We start from the raw sequence: 17,043 nt of genomic DNA on the forward strand, positions 1-17,043 counted from the left end.
GGTACCCTGTTCCCTGATCAACGAATCCAGGGACTCAACCCACTCGGCGGTCTCTTCCGGATCACGATCAGGCAGCTGGTTAGTCAACCCGCTGAGGATATGGGAGGTATCTTCTCCTGCAGCCACGTCCAACCTCTCTTTGCGCGCATTGATGGCGCACTCAGGCCGGGCAGGGTGACCGCCCGGCGTATATACGCCGTGTGCGACGTATCGGTTACAACAGCCCGGTCATGTGTGCCGGGCAGGGTCCTAGCATTGCTACGTCTGCATTGGAGTTACAGGGTTGTTGCCCCGCAGGCATAGTTGTCACCTGCCACTCTAACTCTGTCCGCAACACGATGCGTAGCCGCGGCTTGGACAGCTCTGTTGTATTTCGCCGTCATACTGGTTGTGTGACGAAAAGCCGCTGCGGGCGGGCTGGCCACACCGGTGTGACGCAGAATATGCGCCATCCCGGGGCGCCAGCTTGAAGCGCAGGCACAAAGGGTGTTGGCTTGGGAGTAATGGAAATCACTATGCGCACTGCATATATGAGGCATTGGAGGAACACGTGAGCGAGGCCGACGCCGCCACTTCGGTAAATGTGGCGGAAAAATTGGGTTTCAAGAACGGGGATCTGATTCAGGAGTTCGGTTACGACGACGACGTCGATTTCGACTTACGTGACGATATTGAAGACCTCACGGGCTCGGAGCTGTTGGATGAGGACGACCACGAAGTGGCGGATGCCGTCATCTTCTGGTGGCGCGACGGCGACGGCGACCTGGTGGACAGCCTCATGGATTCGTTGACCACCCTCAGCGAAAACGGGGTTGTCTGGGTCCTCACTCCGAAGTCCGGCAGGGCCGGATATGTTTCGCCGGCTGACATCCAGGAAGCCGCACCGACCGCCGGCCTGCACGTCACAACCTCTGCAGGCGTGTCCAAGGACTGGAGTGCAGCCCGCCTGGTGATGAGGAAAAACAAGTGACGGCAGCGCTTGACGCTGCTTCCGTAGTTGTGCCCGCGATTGGCGGGCCGGCACCTGACTTCGAACTCAGCAACCAGTTCGGCGAACCCGTCCGGCTGTCAGCCTTTCGAGGCCAGAACGTAGTCCTGGTGTTTTATCCGTTCGCTTTTTCCGGCATTTGCACCGGGGAACTCTGCGAGATACGCGACAACCTTGCGATGTTCGAGGATGCGAAGGCCACGGTCCTGGCCATCTCCGTCGACAGTAAGTTCAGCCTGCGCGCCTACGCCGCGCAGGAAGGCTACAGCTTCGACCTGCTGGCCGACTTCTGGCCCCACGGTGGCGTGGCCAGCGCCTACGGCGTCTTCGATGCGGACAGCGGCATGGCGAAGCGCGGCACGTTCATCATCGACGCCGCCGGCCACGTCCGCTACTCGGTGGTGAACCCGCGCGGCCAGGCCCGGGACCTTCAGGAATACCGCACCGCATTGGCCGGCCTGGGGGAGGCCTGACCGGCCATGGAACAGCGGCGGGCGGGTGTAGGCCTGACAGGCTTCGCCAGCATGCCGCCTGTCAAGGCAACGCGTCCTTCCGCCGAGGAGCTCGAGGTCCTGCTGCGGATTCGCGGGGTTCTCGCAGGCAACCCCTTTGCCCTGCTGACTGGCGCCGGGCTGAGTACCGATTCGGGCATTCCGGACTACCGCGGACCGGGTTCGCCGCCGCGTTCCCCCATGACGTACCAGGAGTTCATCAAGGACGAGGCCAACCGTCAGCGCTACTGGGCACGAAACCATATCGGCTGGTCACATCTTCGGCACGCTGATCCCAACCAGGGCCACCACGCGGCGGCCGAACTCGAGCGGCGCGGCTACCTCACCGGCTTAATTACCCAGAACGTTGACCGGCTCCATGAAGACGCCGGAAGTGCCAATGTGGTTGACCTGCATGGCAGGTATGACCAGGTGGTTTGCCTCCAGTGCCGCCGTACCTACTCCCGGCGCCTGCTAGCGGGAGTGCTCGAGGAGCTGAACCCGGACTTCCTGTCACGCGCAGCGGAGTCGGGCCTTGTGGAGATAGCGCCGGATGCAGACGCCACCGTCGAGGACCAGGCGCTGATCAGCAGCTTCGTGGTGGCTGTCTGCCCTGCCTGCGGCGGAACGCTGAAGCCCGACTTTGTGTACTTCGGTGAGAATGTGCCCAAAGAGCGCGTTGAACGCTCATACCGGATGGTTGACGATGCCGGTGCGCTGGTAGTGGCCGGATCATCGCTGACGGTGATGAGTGGCTTGCGCTTCGTAAGGCACGCCGCCAAGGACGGGAAGCCGGTCATCATCATCAACCGGGGGGAGACCCGCGGCGATGACAAGGCAACCATAAAGCTCGACGCGGGCGTCAGCGAATCGCTGACCTGGCTCGCCGCCGAGCTCCCGCACTTGTAGGGGGCGTTCAGGGACGCGGTCCCCGCCGATTCGCGTTTCGCGGCCTGCGTCGGGTAGAGTGTATGTTCGTTGGTTGCGGCGCTGAAGCGCTGGATTCAGCGCAATGGGTCTTTAGCTCAGCTGGTAGAGCGCCACGTTTACACCGTGGATGTCATCGGTTCGATCCCGGTAGGACCCACAAGGAAACCCTGTAGTTTTCGCCGTAATGGCGGAAACTGCAGGGTTTTTTCGTTGCGGCCCAATGTCAGTGCCCCGCCGTAGTTTGCAGGCATGGAACACGTGATGGTGCGGACGGGAAGCAACGGAATGCCGACGGCGGTAGTGACCAACGGCAGGGAATGGACTGTGGGTGCGGAACCAGTCCGATGGTTTGAGCGGGTCAACTGGTGGGAAGTCAACCGCAGGATGCCCAAAGGCCTCGGCAGGGTGGACGTCGAGGTCCTGCAGGTGCAGGTGAGGCTTGGAGGAAACAGCGGCTCTGCGCTGACCACCATGCTGCTGCAAAGGGACGGCGTGGGCGGCGGGTGGCGCCTGCGCGAAGCAGTCGCGGACGCAGCCTGATAGGCGCTCCTGGACGTATCAGGGTATTGGAAAACCCTCCACCGCGACTATTGGGGGATGCCGCGGTGGAGGGCCTGAAATGAATATACCGTGAACCCTCCGAAACAAGAAGTTGTCCGCACTGCGTGTCGGTAGCGTCTGGATGCTGTGGAGCGGCCGGACTCTACGACGCCCCAGCCATTAGAATGGTTGGTGTTCAGCTGGATGAACAACATAATCCAGCGCAGGCGCCTACATAAGGAGAATCATGGCCGATTCCCGCACCTCCCGACCCGCCGACGGCTTGGGCAGCGCTTCGCCGGCGCCCGCCGTCACCCGGGCAGCCGCTGTATTGGATGCCCTTGCCGCATCGGCAACCGGGAGGCTGACCCTGAGCGACCTTGCCCGCGAACTCGGCATTCCCAAGTCATCCACGTCCAATCTGCTTTTGGCACTGGAAGAGGCACGCCTCATCAGCAGGCAAGGAGCTGAATTCACCCTCGGCCGCAAGCTGGTGGAACTCGGCGCCGCCTATCTCAGCCGCCTGGACGAAGTGCAGGAGTTTTACCGGTACTGCGAGCAGGCTCCCACGCTGTCCGGGGAGACGGTCCGGATCGCCATGCTGGATGGAACCAACGTCATCTACCTCGCGCGGTATGAGGGACATCCCGCCGTCCGTCTGACCTCCAACATCGGTGACAAGATGCCGGTTTCCCTGTGCGCCGTAGGAAAGGCGCTGATCGCCCGGCTGCACGATCATGACATCGACGACATGTTCCCCGACGACGCGCAACTGCCCGTCCTGACGCCGAAGTCGCTGCGCACCGGCGCAGAGCTGAAAGCCCAGCTCCACACGATCCGGGAGCAGGGCTACGCGTTCGAGGATGAAGAATCCACTACCGGCGTGGTGTGCCTTGCCGTGTCCGTTCCTACCCGGGGTGCGCACGGCCCGAGCCTTGGACTTTCGGTGACTGCACTGAAGGCCACCTACACGGAGGAGCAGGGTTCGCAGATGGTCAAGGAACTCCGTGAGCTCGCGCGTTCCCTTGGAAACCCCATGGGGTGAAAGGGCAGGAACCGCGGCTGGCTCAACAAAAATAAATGTCCGGCACCCTTGCCGGCTGTTCAACTTGCTGTACGCTGTTCAATACAGTGACCAGCACGGCTCGTGCCGCCACTGACCCACCAGGCCAACGGGGGCCTGGCGTGTGATGAGGGAGTTCTTGTGACAACTCGTACTAATGCACCGCAGGCCGAGGACGGCGCCGTCGTTGAACCGGACCAGCTGCGAAGGGCAACTCTTGCCAGTTCCGTAGGTTCCGCCCTGGAATACTACGACTTCTACATTTATGGCCTCGCCTCAGCGCTGATCTTCGGGCCGCTGTTCTTTGCCCCGCTGGGTGAGAGCGGTGCCGTCATCGCTTCCTTTGCCACGTACGGAGTGGGCTTTGCCGCCCGTCCCTTCGGCGGGGTGGTTTTCGGCTACATCGGGGACAGGTTTGGACGCAAGATGGTCCTCATCCTCACCATCGGCTTGATGGGCATGGCCAGTTTCGCGATCGGTCTGCTGCCCACGTTTGAGCAGGCCGGCATGCTGGGTGCCGTCCTCCTGGTGGCCCTGCGCATCATCCAGGGACTGGGCGCCGGTGCAGAGCAGGCCGGCGCAACCACGCTCATCTCGGAAGTCGCGCCGCGCCGCCGTCGTGGTTTCTTTGCTTCCCTGCCGTTCGTCGGCATCCAGCTCGGTACCCTCCTCGGCGCCGGCACCTTCGCGCTGATGGCCTTGGCTGATAAGTCTGTCCTGCAGGGCTGGCTGTGGCGGGTGCCGTTCCTTGCCAGCTTTATCCTGATCGTTGTTGCCGTCTTTATCCGGCTCCGGCTGAAAGAGACTCCGGTCTTCCAGGAGCTCGAGAAGCACAAGGCCGTCGTAAAGAACCCGGTAGGCCAGATCTGGAAGCACTCCAAAAAGAGTGTGCTGGTGGGAATCGGCCTGCGGATGGGCGAAAACGGCAACTCCTCCATCTACTCAGCCCTTTTGGTGTCCTTCATCAGCATGCCTGCAGGCGTCTTCGCCGGCGACAAGTTCATCGGCCCCACCGGCCTGCTGATTGCCGCCGCATTCGCAGCAGTCATGGTGGTCACCTTCGGTGCACTGTCTGACCGGTTTGGCCGCGTCCCGGTCTACCGGTACGGCGCGCTGTTCCAGGCTGTCATCGCCCTTCCTGCGTTCTACCTGGTGACCCTTGGCAACGTCACGCTGGTGTGGGTGGTTATGGTGGTGGGCATCGCCCTTGGCGTGCAGTCGATGCTTGGCCCCCAGTGCGCAATGCTGCCCGAACTTTTCGGATCCCAGCACCGGTTCACGGGCGTTGCACTGAGCCGCGAACTCTCGGCAGTCCTCGCCGGTGGCTTTGCCCCGATGATCGGCGTCGCCCTTCTCGCCGCCACCAACCACTCCTGGCTCGTTCCGGCCATCTATTCGCTGGTCCTGGCATCGATCTCCTTCTTCACCACCTTCTTCACTCCCGAAACCCGGGGCAGGGACCTGGTCCTGGTGGAGGACGCAAGGTAGCCCGACAGCTCCAGGCGAGGGCCGCTTTCCCCTGTTGGGGGAAGCGGCCCTTCCCTATGCCCTGGGGCGGCGGAAGGGTGACGCTGGGCGGCGGGCAACGGGTAGCGGGCAGCGTGTATTGGGGTGCGGCCAGCGGCAGCGAACAGCAGGCAGCAGCAGATCGGCCTACAGCGGGTGTGCGGCCAAGCCTGGTGCTGCATGACGAAAGGCCCCGGCTGGTTCCTCCTGGAGAGGAGGCAGCCGGGGCCTTGCGTTGTGGGTCTGTAGCCCGCAGCCGGGAGTCTGTTGGGGCGGGAGCGGCCGTTTAGTAGAAGTGCACGGTGTCCACGAGGTGGGGCAGCTCGCCACCGTCAAGGAAGATGCGGAGGTTGCTGCAGAACCGCTCCGTGATCAGGCGGTTCTCTGCTGCGCTGAGGGCGGAGGTGTGCGGCGACACCAACACCTTGGGGTGGCTCCAGAGCGGGCTGTGTTGCGGGAGCGGTTCGACCGCAAAGACGTCAAGGCAGGCGTAAGAGACCTGGCCATTGTCCAGGGCCTCGAGCAGCGCTTCCTCGTCCACCACTGTTCCCCTTCCCACGTTGACGAAAACGGTGCCGGGCTTCATGGCCGAAAAGACGTCCCGGTTGAAGAGCCGTTCCGTGTAAGGGGTGCCGGGCAAGGTGTTGACCACAGCGTCTGCGGTGGCAAGGAGGGCCGCGAGGCCGTCATTGTCCGAAACCTGTTCAATCCCCTCCAGCGGTGCCACCGTGCGCTTGGTCCCGCTGACCTTCATGCCGAGGGCCCGGGCCAGGCGGGCCGTCTCAAGTCCGATTTCGCCCAGCCCGGAAATGACCAGTTGGGAACCGCTGACCAGCCGCGTGGGGGTCCTTAGCTCGGGCCAGACTTTGGCCTCCTGGTCCCGCACGAGCTCGGCGGTTCGTTTGAAGCCGTTAAGGATCCCCAGGGTGGCGAACTCGGCCAGGGGAAGGGCATGGACTCCTGCGGAAGTTGTTACCTTGAACTTCTGCAGCGTTTCCTGGTCCAGCCCGGAGGCTTTTACGGCTCCGCCGGCTCCGGCTGCCATGGCGTGGACCCACTGGAGGTGCGGGTTGTCTGCCGCCACGCGGGCGAGGCCGGCCGGGCTTTCGTTGGGGATGCCGTACAGGACCTGGGCTTTGTTGAGCATGTCCCAGTACCGTTCCTCCTGCCCGGGGGAGCGTTTGAAGGCGGGGTCGCCGGCGTGGTCGGCCGGGTACCGCTCCGGAGGGAGCAGTTGTGGGTCGTAGAGGACTGTGACGGACGGGTCGACAGCGCGTATGCGCTCGACGAGTTCCTCTTCGAGGGGGACGGCGATGGCCACGGTAATGGGAGAGGTCATGGTGTCCATCATACTGAATAGCGGCTAGAATACTGAACAATCTTGAAGCACGAGGACGTGGGGCTGATGTATGCACGGTAGAAAAGCAGGCTTTGTGGGCTTGGGCCTGATGGGCTTCCCGATGGCTGCCAATGCCATCCGGAACGGGTGGCAGATCACGGGATGGAACAGGTCGCCCGGCCCCGCCGTCGAGCTGCAAAAGCTCGGCGGCGCAAACGCAATGAGGATCGAGGACCTGCGCGACCTCCCGGTGATCGTGTTTATGCTGCCGGACCTTGCCCATATCGATGAGGCGGCGGCCGGGCTGCTGGGGAGCTGGGAACACCAGCCGCCGGCGCCGGGCACCATCGTGCTGGTCATGAGCAGCGTCTCGCCTACTTCCGTAAGGGACTTTGGCGAACGCGTTGCGGCAGTAAGCCGCGGCCATGTGCAGGTAGTGGACGCTCCGGTCAGCGGAGGAACAAAGGGCGCTGCGGAGGGAACGCTCGCCATCATGGCAGGCGGAGATACTGCAGCTTTTCGGAGTGTTGAGCCACTGCTGCAATCCATGGGTACCACCGTGCGGCATCTGGGCCCGCTGGGGGCTGGATCCCTCGCAAAGGCATGCAATCAGCTGGTTGTGGGAACCACGACGGCGGCGCTCGCCGAGGCTGCCGAGCTTGCCGAGCGTTCCGGGCTGGACCCCGCGGCGCTGTTCGAGGTGCTGGCGGGAGGGCTGGCCGGCAGCAAGGTGCTGGACATTGTGGGCCCGAGGTTGGTCAGTAAGGATTATGCACCCACCGGGCCCGCTAAATTTATGCACAAGGACCTCTCCTTTGTTGTGGAGGCAGCGCGGGCTTCCGGAACGGCAGTGCCCATGGCGGCAGCCGGCGTCGAACTTTATGCGGAATTGAAGCGCCAGGGCCTCGGCGACCAGGACCTCGCCGTGGTGCGCCACACTATTTCACACCTCAGCGGACGAACCACGGAAACCGTGGCGGAAGGAACAGTAAAGTCATGAGCTCTCTTTTTGACCTGACGGGGCGGGTTGCCCTGGTGACGGGTTCGAGCCGTGGGATCGGCAATGCGTTGGCGAGGGCATTGGCCGACGCCGGCGCCACAGTGGTGCTGAACGGTATCAACGGGGAGCGGCTCAAGGATGCCGCTGCCGCCATGGCTGCCGACTTCGCGCCGGGTCGGGTGCACAGCGTTGCCTTTGATGTCACGTCCGACGCCGGGGCCGCACGCGGCATTGCCTGGGTGGAAGAACACGTGGGGCCGCTGGAGATCCTGGTGAACAACGCGGGCATCCAGCACCGGGTGCCGATGCTGGACCTGGACGTGAAGGACTGGGAACGGGTGATTTCCACTGACCTGACCAGCGCCTTCCTCGTGGGGCGGGAAGCGGCCCGCTTTATGATTCCGCGCGGGCACGGCAAGATCATCAACATCTGCTCGGTCCAGACCGACCTGGCGCGGCCCACCATCGCCCCGTATATTGCGGCGAAGGGAGGGCTGCGGAACCTGACCCGGGCCATGACGGCCGAGTGGGCTGCGTCCGGGCTGCAGATCAACGGGATCGCGCCGGGCTATATCCACACCGAGATGACGCAGAACCTGGTGGACGATGAGGCCTTCAACTCCTGGATCCTGGGCCGGACGCCGGCGAACCGGTGGGGGACCGTGCAGGACCTGGCCGGCCCGGCGGTGTGGCTGGCGTCCAGCGGTTCGGACTTCGTGAACGGGCAGACGATTTTTATCGACGGCGGAATGACGGTGGTGGTCTGATGACACTGGATACAGCGCTCCCCAGCCCGGTCCTTCCTGCCACTGGCCCGGCCGTGGTGGCCCATGCGGCCGGGGACCTGCGGATCGACGAACTGACCCTGGCCGCTCCGGCCCTGGATGAGGCCGTGGTCGAGGTGCACTACGGCGGGATCTGCGGTTCGGACCTGCACTACTGGCTCCACGGCGCCGCGGGCGAGTCCATCCTGAAGGCCCCGCTGGTGCTCGGCCACGAGATCTCCGGGACGGTGGTCCGCGCCGCTGCCGACGGAACCGGCCCCGCTGCCGGGACGCCGGTGGCGGTCCACCCGGCCACGCCCGGTCCGGGTGCTGCCCGGTACCCGGCGGACCGGCCCAACCTGTCCCCGGGCTGCACCTACCTGGGCAGCGCGGCCCGTTTCCCGCACAAGGACGGCGCGTTCAGCCGGTACGTGAACCTCCCGGCCCGGATGCTCCGGGCCCTGCCGGACAGCATCGGCCTGCGCACCGCGGCCCTGATCGAGCCGGCTTCCGTGGCCTGGCACGCGGTGGCCCGGGCGGGGGACGTGGCCGGGAAATCAGCGCTGGTGATCGGCAGCGGCCCCATCGGCGCCCTGGCGGTCGCGGTCCTGAAGCGGGCCGGCGCGGCCCGGATCACCGCCGTCGACATGCACCAAAAGCCCCTGGAAATCGCCCAGGCGGTGGGAGCGGACCAGGTGCTGCAGGCCGGGGACGCGGCGGCGATCGCCGCCGTCGAGGCCGACGTCGTCATCGAATCCTCCGGCAACCACCACGGCCTCGCCTCCGCCATCCAGGGCGCAACCCGCGGCGGCACCGTGGTGATGGTCGGGCTGCTGCCCACCGGCCCGCAGCCGGTCTTGATCTCCCTGGCCATCACCCGCGAACTGGAGCTGAAGGGGTCCTTCCGGTTCAACGACGAGATCGACGACGTTATCGCCGCCCTCGCCGACGGCACCCTGCGCATCGACCCCGTCATCACCCACGAATACCCCGTGGACAAAGCACTCGAAGCCTTCGACGTCGCACGAAACTCCGCCGAATCCGGCAAAGTACTGCTGAGTTTTACTTCCTGACAGGACCGTGGGAGCTAGTGGCGCACGGGGATGAAAACGCGCGGCTGTTCGGTCCAGGTATCCGACATTTGGGACATGGTCCGGCGCATAATCCGGTCCGAGGCGTCACGGGCCGCCTCGGCGTCGCCCCGGGCGATCGCCTCCGCGACGTCGACGTGCCACTGCAGGGCGGCTTCGTGCGGATGGTCGGGCATAAGGCCATGGACGGTGCGCCCCGTCAGGGTCTCGGCCACCTGCCCCATCAGGTTGGCGAACATCTCATTGCCCGAGCCGGAGAGCAGCAGGGAATGGAACTGGATGTCCAGCTCCAGGAAGCGGGGCACGTCACCGTTGTGGCCGGCGTCGCGCATTGCGTAGGCGACGTCCACGAGTTCCAGGCGCAGCGGCGCGGGGGCGTTCCCGGCCGCCAGTTCCGCCGCCGCAGGTTCGACGGCGGCGCGCAGCTCGGCGAGGGAGCGCAGCTGGGCGCCCCGCGCGTCACTGGCAAGGCGCCAGCGGATGACCTGTGGATCGAACGGGTTCCAGCGGCTCGGCGGCAGGACCCGGATGCCCACCCGCTTGGTGGTTTCCACCAGGCCCAGGGACTGCAGTACGCGGACCGCTTCGCGGATGACCGACCGGGACACCTTCAGCTCGTCCTCCAGCTGCTCCGCCAGTATCACGTGGCCAGCGGGCAGGTTGCCCGAGACGATTCGGGTGCCCAAATTCTCGATGGCACGGTGGTGGAGGCTGGTGGTCATGCTGCTAAGCCTAGTGGCAGCCACTGCTCCGCATGCCTTCGGCCCTGGACGGCAAACGACACAAAAGGTTCCAATAGGTGGGCGTTACTTTCCTGTGACCCTGCGAATATATATGCTTTATTCAGACCCATGGTCTGCAACCGTGCTTCCGCGCAAAGGGAGCCACTGCACATCCAACGCACGTATGAATTGGAGTTTTGATGTCTGCACACATCGGTGTCACCGGCCTAGCGGTGATGGGCGCCAACCTGGCCCGCAACCTCGCGCGGAACGGCTTCACGGTCGCACTGCACAACCGTTCAGTGGAAAAGACTGACGCCCTGCTGGCGAAGCACGGCTCGGACGGCGACTTTGTCCGCACCGAAACCCTGCAGGAGCTGGTGGACTCCCTGGAGAAGCCCCGCCGCGTCCTGATCATGGTGAAGGCCGGCAAGCCCGTTGACTCCGTCATCGAGCAGCTCGAACCGCTGCTGGAGGCCGGCGATATCATCATCGACGCCGGCAACTCCCACTACGAGGACACCCGCCGCCGCGAAGCCGCGCTGGCCAAGAAGGACCTGCACTTCGTGGGCGTCGGCGTCTCGGGCGGTGAAGAAGGTGCCCTCAACGGCCCCTCCATCATGCCCGGCGGTTCCAAGGAGTCCTACAAGGCCCTCGGTCCGCTCCTGGAAAAGATCTCCGCCAAGGTGGACGGCGAACCGTGCTGCGCCTGGGTGGGAACCGACGGCGCCGGCCACTTCGTCAAGATGGTCCACAACGGCATCGAATACGCCGACATGCAGGTCATCGGCGAAGCGTTCGACCTGCTGCGCTCCGGTGCCGGCATCGAGCCGGCCGAGCAGTCCAAGATCTTCTCCGAGTGGAACAAGGGCGAGCTCTCCTCCTTCCTGATCGAAATCTCGGCAGAGGTCCTGGGCCACGTGGACGCCAAGACCGGCAAGCCGTTCGTTGACGTAGTGGTGGACGCCGCCGGCCAGAAGGGCACCGGCCGCTGGACCGTCATCTCCGCACTGGAACTGGGCTCCCCGGTTTCCGGCATCGCCGAATCCGTGTTCGCCCGCGCCCTGTCTTCGCAGGCGGGCCAGCGCAAGCTGGGCCAGGAGCTCCTGGCCGGCAACGAGGCTTCGGTGGAAATTCCGGAGACGTTCGTCGAGGACGTCCGCCAGGCGCTGTACGCCTCCAAGCTGGTGTCCTACGCCCAGGGCCTGGACATGCTTACGTCCGCAGCCAAGGAATACGGCTGGGAGCTGAAGCTGGACGAAATTGCTTCGCTGTGGCGCGCCGGCTGTATCATCCGCGCCGAGCTGCTCAAGGACATCACCAAGGCTTACGCAGCTGACGAGAAGCCTGCCAACCTGCTGTTCGCTCCGGCCTTCACCAAGGCCATCGCCGAGGCTGTTCCGGCCTGGCGCCGCGTTGTTGCCACCGCTGTCCAGCTGGGTATCCCGGTGCCCGTGTTCTCCTCCTCGCTGGCCTACTACGACGGCCTGCGCCGCAAGCGCGTTGCTGCCGCCCTGATCCAGGGCCAGCGGGACCTCTTCGGTGCCCACACCTACGGCCGCGTGGATGCAGAAGGCACGTTCCACACCCTCTGGGGCGAGGATAAGTCCGAAATCGAGGCAGTGGACACCCACTAGTTCCGCAGAACGCCGAATGGCCCGCAGCTCCTGGAGAAATCCAGGAGCTGCGGGCCATTTGTTCAGGTCAGCAGGGCGTCAACGCAGGTGAGGGTCAGAGATGGTATTCGATCTCGTACTCAGCCGGGTCCACGGCGGGCTTCGTCTCCCGCTGCGCGTCCCGGTGGCGCCACTTGGCGGGAACGCCGGTGACGATCGATTCCGGCGGCGCGTCCTTCACAACCACCGCGTTGGCGCCCACGGCACTGTCCTCGCCGATGGTGATCGGTCCCAGGATCTTCGCGCCGGCGCCAATGGTTACGCGGTCACCGATGGTGGGGTGCCGCTTAATCCTCGCCAGCGAGCGGCCGCCCAGCGTGACGCCGTGGTACATCATCACGTCCTCGCCGATCTCCGCCGTTTCACCGATCACCACACCCATGCCGTGGTCAATAAAGAACCGGCGGCCGATCGTGGCGCCGGGATGGATCTCGATGCCGGTGACGAACCTGCCCAGCTGGGAGATCAGCCGCGCAGGGAAACGCAGGGCCGGGTTCTGCCACAGACGGTGCGTCAGCCGGTGGATCCAGATGGCGTGCAGGCCGGAATAGGCGAAAAAGTTCTCGAAAGAACCTCGAGCCGCCGGGTCGTGGGACCGGGCGGCGTCGAGGTCTTCCTTTAGTCTTGCGAAAAAGCCCACAAAGTTCTTTCTACAGGAAACGGGCGGATGGTGGTTCTAATCAGCCGCGGATGTCGTCATAGAGCACCGTGGAGATGTAACGCTCACCGAAGTCGCAGACCACGGCCACGATCAGTTTGCCCGCGTTCTCCGGGCGCTTGGCCAGTTCCAGGGCGCCCCACACGATGGCGCCGGAGGAGATACCGCCGAGGATGCCTTCCTTGACGCCGAGCTCACGGGCTACGCGGACCGAGTCCTCGAGCGTGGCATCCAGGACTTCGTCGTAGACGTTGGTGTCCAGGATTTCGGGGACGAAGTTTGCGCCGATGCCCTGGATCTTGTGCGGGCCGGGTGCGCCGCCATTGAGGATCGCGGAGTCCTTGGGCTCCACGGCCACGATCTGGACGCCGGGCTTGCGTTCCTTCAGGACCTGGCCGACGCCGGTGACCGTACCGCCGGTGCCCACGCCCGCGACGAAGATGTCCACGGCGCCGTCAGTGTCAGCCCAGATTTCCTCAGCGGTGGTGTTGCGGTGGATTTCGGGATTCGCCTCGTTGGCGAACTGCTGGGCCCAGATGGAGTTCTCGGTGTTGGCGACAATTTCCTGGGCCTTTTCCACGGCACCGCGCATGCCCTCAGAGCCCGGCGTCAGGACAATCTCGGCACCGAAGGCGCGCAGCATGACCCGGCGCTCGGTGGACATGGTCTCCGGCATGGTCAGGATGACTTTGTAGCCGCGGGCAGCTCCCACCATGGCCAGGGCGATGCCGGTGTTACCGGAGGTGCCTTCAACGATGGTTCCACCGGGCTTCAGGGCCCCGGACTTCTCCGCGGCGTCAACGATGGCCACGCCAATGCGGTCCTTGACGCTGTTGGCCGGGTTGTAGAACTCGAGCTTGACGGCGACCGTGGCTTCCAGCCCCTCGCTGAGCCGGTTGAGCTTGACCAGCGGCGTGCCGCCGACCAGCTGTGTTACATCGTCATAGATCCGTGCCATGGAGATACGCCTATCTTGTGAGGGGTGAATACTGAGGTCAGCCTAACGAGGCCGCGTAACACCCGCTAAGCGTTAAGCCATGCAGAGTAATATTTCCTGGCCTTGGCGAGCTTGGGGTTGATGATCACCTGGCAGTACCCCTGCTCCGGATGCTTGGCGTAGTAGTTCTGGTGGAACTCTTCGGCGACGTAGAACCGGGGGAGCCGGCTGACCTCGGTGACGATGGGGTTTGCCCACAAAGCCTGGTTCCGTTCGATGGCTTCCTCGAAGAGGATCTTCTCTTCGGTGGTCTCGTAGAACATGGACGAGCGGTACTGGGTGCCGACGTCGTACCCCTGCCGGTTGAGCGTTGTGGGATCGTGCAGGGCGAAAAACATGTCCAGGATGACCTCCGCCGGAATCACGTCCTCGTCGAAGGTCACGGCCACCACTTCGGCATGGCCGGTGGTGCCGTTGCAGACCGAGTAGTAGTCCGGGTGGGGATCGTGGCCCCCCGTGTAGCCGGACACCACTGAGGTGACGCCCTTGGTTTTCTGGTAGACGGCGTCGAGGCACCAGAAGCAGCCTCCGCCTAAAACAAAAGTTTCCATGACCTCTTCAATGGTTCGCGGCACCGGATGATTCCCTTGCCCTTGTGCGGCGCCGCTTCAAACATGCGGTACGGGCGGGGCGATGAGGTAAAACTAAGACTATGGAACCTGTGGACACTGACGTTACCGGCCAGGAGAATCACGACGGCGACGCTCCCTCCGGCGCGGAGGAAGCGGACGGCCAGCCCCAGGCTCCCACCCTGGGTGAGCTGCTCCTGGCTGTGGAGGAGCTGTGGCCTGAGTCCCTGGCGGAGCACTGGGACGAGGTTGGGCTGGTGGCGGGGCATCCCTCGGCCGCGGTGACCCGGGTGATGTTTGCCGTCGACCCCACGCTTGAGGTGATTGAGGAGGCGGTGGAATGGGGCGCGGAGCTCCTGATCACCCATCATCCGCTGCTGCTTAAAGGTGTCACCACAGTCGCTGCCACCACCGCCAAGGGCCGGGCTGTCCACCGGCTCATCGAGTCGGGCACTGCGCTCCTGACTGTGCACACCAACGGTGATTCCGCCGTCGGGGGTGTGTCCGACGTGCTTGCCGATGCGCTGGGCCTGCAGGACGTCGCGCCGCTCACCGTGGCAGCGAATGGCCTTCCGGAAGAGGGAATCGGACGCGTCGGTGACCTGGCGGACGCCATGACCCTGGGGGATTTCGCAGCACGTGTCTTTGGCATCCTGCCTTCCGTGGCGGGGGGAGTGCGCGTCTCGGGAGACAAGGACGGCCTGGTGCAGCGGGTTGCAGTCTGTGGCGGCGCCGGGGATTCGCTGTTCAATGAGGTGCGTGCCAGCAACGCCGACGTCTATGTCACCGCCGACCTTCGCCACCACCCGGCCTCCGAGGCACGGGAAGCGGCATTGAACGGCCGGCCCTACCTGGTGGACGTATCGCACTTCGCCAGCGAGTGGCTGTGGCTGCCGGCAGCCGCCGCGGCGCTGGGCAACGTCCTCGCCGACCAGGGACACGACGTCGAAATCCAAGTCAGCACCACCAACAGCGATCCCTGGGACTTCATCCTCACTCCGGGCTAGGCCTGGCATGCGGGTTGGTCGCGAGGCAGGGGAGCAAGGCAGGCGCTAGAGTCTAGGAAGCGCCGTTCAGGTGCCCGGCTCCGGCCGGAAGTAATTATGCGGAGGTAACAGTGGCGAAGGCAGCACCGGCGGAACAGTTGAAGTTGCTTGAGCTGCAGGGGCTGGATGCCAGGCTGAAGTCGCTCGCCAACCGCCGCCGCTCGCTGGAGAACGATCCCAGGATCAAGGATCTTGAAGCCGCCCTTTCCGTCGCCAACGGAGAGTTGGGTGCCGCGAAGGTGGCAGTTCACGATGCCGAGGCAGAATTGAAGCGCGCCGAGGCGGACGTGGAGCAGGTTGCCTCCCGGATCGAACGGGATGAAGCAAGGCTCAACAGCGGAACCGGACTGTCCAAGGACCTGGTCGCCCTGCAGAAGGACATTGCCTCCCTGAACAAGCGGCGTTCGGACCTGGAGGACGTGGAGCTCGAGGTCATGGAACGGCTCGATTCGCTCCGGGCCAGGCAGGCCAAGCAACAGGGGATCGTGGACGACATCCAGGGATCCTTCGGCAGCATCCGGGCCGAGCTGGATGCAGCCCTGGCCGAAGTTGAGGCCGAAGCCAGTGGGCTCCGCAACCAGCGTTCAGCGTTTGCCGGCACCCTCGACGCCGGAATGCTTGCTGTGTACGAAAAGACCCTGGCGAAGCGCGGAGTGGGCGCTGCGAGGCTGTTCCACGGAACGTCCGAGGCTTCGGGAATGAAGTTGAGCCCGGGCGACCTCGCCGAGATCAAGGCAGCGGCAGCTGACGACATTGTCTTCTGCCCGGACTCCGGCGCCATCCTGGTGCGTTCGGACGAGTGGGCCTGACCCAACTGAGTAGCGCTAAGTGTCATTTTGGAGCGTCATAACGACACTTAGCGCTACCTAGTTGGGGAGGCGCGGGGGAGTCAGCCCGGCAGGATGATGTTCAGCGCGTGTGGCTTCCGTGCCGAACCATCCACCAGTTCGGCCTCCCACTTTTCGCGGCTGGCCTTCAGCAGCTGCCCGGGCGACTCCGGCGCCTTGCCCCGCCGGGCCAGGAGATGCCGTGCCAGCTCACCGCGGGTGTGCTTTGCAAAGTGGCTGACGACCTTCCGGACGCCGTTGACCTCGGTGAAGACATTGACGGTAACTGTTTGGGTGGCCGGCGGAGCCCACGCTGCCGCGTAGGTGCTGGACCGGCAGTCCACCAGCAGGTGCCCTGGAACGGCCCCGGCCAGTGCATCGGCGAGTTGCGGTTTCCAGAATGAGGCCAGGCGTCCGACGTCGGGCAGCGCCGTTCCCATGGACAGCCGGTAGGCAGGCACATTGTCACCGAATCGGATGGCGCCCCAGAGCGCCGAAATGACGAGGACCGATTCGTCCGCCTTGCGGCGTTGGCCGGCAGTAAGTGTCTTGTAGCCCAAGGCGTCGTAAAGCACCCCTGAATATATTTGGTGCGCCGGAGCCGCCGGTTCAGCACGGAGCCGGGTGTTGCGTTCGACGTCGTCCTTCAGCGATGCCCCGACCCCCAGCAAGGCGAGGGCGTCCTCGTGCGCGCTTACCGTACCCAGCGCGTCCAGCACCTTGGCACGGTAGGAGTTCAGCTGCGGGAAGCTCAGCGCGGGCCAGTCGACGGCGGATCCACGGACCGCGGGTGTCTTGCCTTCAGAGGGGGGAAGCAGAATCAGCACCGTCCGATC

18 protein-coding genes and 1 tRNA gene are annotated in these 17,043 nt (G+C 64.6%); 13 read left to right on the top strand and 6 right to left on the bottom strand.

The features are described 5' to 3' along the window. The first annotated feature begins 550 nt into the window (after positions 1 to 550). The 7 genes from M8J71_RS16550 (at position 551) to M8J71_RS16580 (ending at position 5,500) form a co-directional block, all read left to right on the top strand. Positions 551 to 970 (top strand): DUF3052 domain-containing protein, encoded by a 420-nt coding sequence (locus M8J71_RS16550; protein ID WP_163162713.1) that lies wholly within the window; start codon positions 551 to 553, stop codon positions 968 to 970. Beyond that, complete coding sequence (locus M8J71_RS16555; protein WP_256248849.1) at positions 967 to 1,461, top strand: peroxiredoxin; 495 nt, start codon at positions 967 to 969, stop codon at positions 1,459 to 1,461. Before M8J71_RS16550 ends, M8J71_RS16555 begins: the two co-directional genes overlap by 4 nt. A gap of 6 nt (positions 1,462 to 1,467) precedes the next feature. Then, complete coding sequence (locus M8J71_RS16560; RefSeq protein ID WP_256248850.1) at positions 1,468 to 2,388, top strand: NAD-dependent protein deacetylase; 921 nt, start codon at positions 1,468 to 1,470, stop codon at positions 2,386 to 2,388. 105 nt (positions 2,389 to 2,493) lie between these two features. Continuing rightward, a tRNA-Val gene (locus tag M8J71_RS16565) sits at positions 2,494 to 2,566 on the top strand. Between the two features lie 92 nt (positions 2,567 to 2,658). Then, positions 2,659 to 2,949, top strand: a complete 291-nt coding sequence (locus M8J71_RS16570; protein WP_256248851.1) for a hypothetical protein — start codon at positions 2,659 to 2,661, stop codon at positions 2,947 to 2,949. 247 nt (positions 2,950 to 3,196) lie between these two features. Next, positions 3,197 to 3,994, top strand: coding sequence for an IclR family transcriptional regulator (locus tag M8J71_RS16575; RefSeq protein WP_256248852.1), 798 nt, complete (start codon positions 3,197 to 3,199; stop codon positions 3,992 to 3,994). 159 nt (positions 3,995 to 4,153) lie between these two features. Continuing rightward, the gene (locus M8J71_RS16580; RefSeq protein WP_163162721.1) at positions 4,154 to 5,500 is read left to right on the top strand and encodes an MFS transporter; all 1,347 of its coding nucleotides are present in this window, start codon (positions 4,154 to 4,156) and stop codon (positions 5,498 to 5,500) included. A 304-nt stretch (positions 5,501 to 5,804) separates the two neighbouring features. Here M8J71_RS16580 and M8J71_RS16585 read toward each other — a convergent pair whose 3' ends face one another. Then, the gene (locus M8J71_RS16585; protein WP_256248853.1) at positions 5,805 to 6,869 is read right to left on the bottom strand and encodes a D-2-hydroxyacid dehydrogenase; all 1,065 of its coding nucleotides are present in this window, start codon (positions 6,867 to 6,869) and stop codon (positions 5,805 to 5,807) included. 58 nt (positions 6,870 to 6,927) lie between these two features. Here M8J71_RS16585 and M8J71_RS16590 point away from each other — a divergent pair, with 58 nt between their 5' ends. The 3 genes from M8J71_RS16590 to M8J71_RS16600 are packed head-to-tail and all read left to right on the top strand — an operon-like array spanning position 6,928 to position 9,694. Next, entirely contained in the window at positions 6,928 to 7,857 is a 930-nt protein-coding gene (locus tag M8J71_RS16590) for an NAD(P)-dependent oxidoreductase (RefSeq protein ID WP_256248854.1), read from the top strand. Continuing rightward, entirely contained in the window at positions 7,854 to 8,624 is a 771-nt protein-coding gene (locus tag M8J71_RS16595; RefSeq protein ID WP_256248855.1) for an SDR family oxidoreductase, read from the top strand. The genes M8J71_RS16590 and M8J71_RS16595 overlap by 4 nt, the downstream gene beginning before the upstream one ends. Beyond that, positions 8,624 to 9,694 (top strand): L-idonate 5-dehydrogenase, encoded by a 1,071-nt coding sequence (locus M8J71_RS16600; protein WP_256248856.1) that lies wholly within the window; start codon positions 8,624 to 8,626, stop codon positions 9,692 to 9,694. Before M8J71_RS16595 ends, M8J71_RS16600 begins: the two co-directional genes overlap by 1 nt. A 14-nt stretch (positions 9,695 to 9,708) precedes the next feature. On the opposite strand, the gene M8J71_RS16605 is transcribed toward M8J71_RS16600, so the two are convergent. Then, on the bottom strand, positions 9,709 to 10,434 hold the full coding sequence (locus M8J71_RS16605) for a FadR/GntR family transcriptional regulator (RefSeq protein ID WP_256248857.1): 726 nt from the start codon (positions 10,432 to 10,434) through the stop codon (positions 9,709 to 9,711). 200 nt (positions 10,435 to 10,634) lie between these two features. Here M8J71_RS16605 and gndA point away from each other — a divergent pair, with 200 nt between their 5' ends. Beyond that, positions 10,635 to 12,071 carry an NADP-dependent phosphogluconate dehydrogenase gene (gene gndA / locus M8J71_RS16610; RefSeq protein WP_256248858.1) on the top strand — a complete coding sequence of 479 codons (1,437 nt, stop codon included), beginning with the start codon at positions 10,635 to 10,637 and terminating at the stop codon, positions 12,069 to 12,071. 94 nt (positions 12,072 to 12,165) lie between these two features. Here gndA and epsC read toward each other — a convergent pair whose 3' ends face one another. The 3 genes from epsC to msrA all read right to left on the bottom strand — a co-directional run bounded on the left by epsC (position 12,166) and on the right by msrA (position 14,316). After that, on the bottom strand, positions 12,166 to 12,750 hold the full coding sequence (epsC, locus tag M8J71_RS16615) for a serine O-acetyltransferase EpsC (protein ID WP_163162734.1): 585 nt from the start codon (positions 12,748 to 12,750) through the stop codon (positions 12,166 to 12,168). Positions 12,751 to 12,790: 40 nt separating this feature from the next. Beyond that, the gene (cysK, locus tag M8J71_RS16620) at positions 12,791 to 13,726 is read right to left on the bottom strand and encodes a cysteine synthase A (protein WP_163162736.1); all 936 of its coding nucleotides are present in this window, start codon (positions 13,724 to 13,726) and stop codon (positions 12,791 to 12,793) included. Positions 13,727 to 13,791: 65 nt separating this feature from the next. Beyond that, complete coding sequence (msrA, locus tag M8J71_RS16625; protein ID WP_256248859.1) at positions 13,792 to 14,316, bottom strand: peptide-methionine (S)-S-oxide reductase MsrA; 525 nt, start codon at positions 14,314 to 14,316, stop codon at positions 13,792 to 13,794. A 101-nt stretch (positions 14,317 to 14,417) separates the two neighbouring features. Here msrA and M8J71_RS16630 point away from each other — a divergent pair, with 101 nt between their 5' ends. Further along, the gene (locus M8J71_RS16630) at positions 14,418 to 15,341 is read left to right on the top strand and encodes a Nif3-like dinuclear metal center hexameric protein (protein WP_256248860.1); all 924 of its coding nucleotides are present in this window, start codon (positions 14,418 to 14,420) and stop codon (positions 15,339 to 15,341) included. Between the two features lie 110 nt (positions 15,342 to 15,451). Further along, a complete protein-coding gene (locus M8J71_RS16635) occupies positions 15,452 to 16,189 on the top strand; it encodes a zinc ribbon domain-containing protein (protein WP_256248861.1) in 738 nt (245 codons plus the stop codon). A gap of 80 nt (positions 16,190 to 16,269) precedes the next feature. Here the strand turns inward: M8J71_RS16635 and M8J71_RS16640 are convergent, their stop codons facing one another. Further along, positions 16,270 to 17,034 carry a YaaA family protein gene (locus tag M8J71_RS16640; protein WP_256248862.1) on the bottom strand — a complete coding sequence of 255 codons (765 nt, stop codon included), beginning with the start codon at positions 17,032 to 17,034 and terminating at the stop codon, positions 16,270 to 16,272. Positions 17,035 to 17,043: the final 9 nt, after the last annotated feature.

It is taken from the genome of Pseudarthrobacter sp. R1 (assembly GCF_024494415.1).
Taxonomy (GTDB): Bacteria; Actinomycetota; Actinomycetes; order Actinomycetales; family Micrococcaceae; genus Arthrobacter.

Bases quoted from the DNA above. Each gene is read 5' to 3' on its own strand.
- M8J71_RS16560 (WP_256248850.1), top strand. From the start codon at position 1,468: ATGGAACAGCGGCGGGCGGGTGTAGGCCTGACAGGCTTCGCCAGCATG.
- M8J71_RS16570 (WP_256248851.1), top strand. From the start codon at position 2,659: ATGGAACACGTGATGGTGCGGACGGGAAGCAACGGAATGCCGACGGCG.
- M8J71_RS16575 (WP_256248852.1), top strand. From the start codon at position 3,197: ATGGCCGATTCCCGCACCTCCCGACCCGCCGACGGCTTGGGCAGCGCT.
- M8J71_RS16585 (WP_256248853.1), bottom strand. From the start codon at position 6,869: ATGATGGACACCATGACCTCTCCCATTACCGTGGCCATCGCCGTCCCC.
- M8J71_RS16590 (WP_256248854.1), top strand. From the start codon at position 6,928: ATGCACGGTAGAAAAGCAGGCTTTGTGGGCTTGGGCCTGATGGGCTTC.
- M8J71_RS16595 (WP_256248855.1), top strand. From the start codon at position 7,854: ATGAGCTCTCTTTTTGACCTGACGGGGCGGGTTGCCCTGGTGACGGGT.
- M8J71_RS16600 (WP_256248856.1), top strand. From the start codon at position 8,624: ATGACACTGGATACAGCGCTCCCCAGCCCGGTCCTTCCTGCCACTGGC.
- M8J71_RS16605 (WP_256248857.1), bottom strand. From the start codon at position 10,434: ATGACCACCAGCCTCCACCACCGTGCCATCGAGAATTTGGGCACCCGA.
- gndA (WP_256248858.1), top strand. From the start codon at position 10,635: ATGTCTGCACACATCGGTGTCACCGGCCTAGCGGTGATGGGCGCCAAC.
- cysK (WP_163162736.1), bottom strand. From the start codon at position 13,726: ATGGCACGGATCTATGACGATGTAACACAGCTGGTCGGCGGCACGCCG.
- msrA (WP_256248859.1), bottom strand. From the start codon at position 14,316: ATGGAAACTTTTGTTTTAGGCGGAGGCTGCTTCTGGTGCCTCGACGCC.
- M8J71_RS16630 (WP_256248860.1), top strand. From the start codon at position 14,418: ATGGAACCTGTGGACACTGACGTTACCGGCCAGGAGAATCACGACGGC.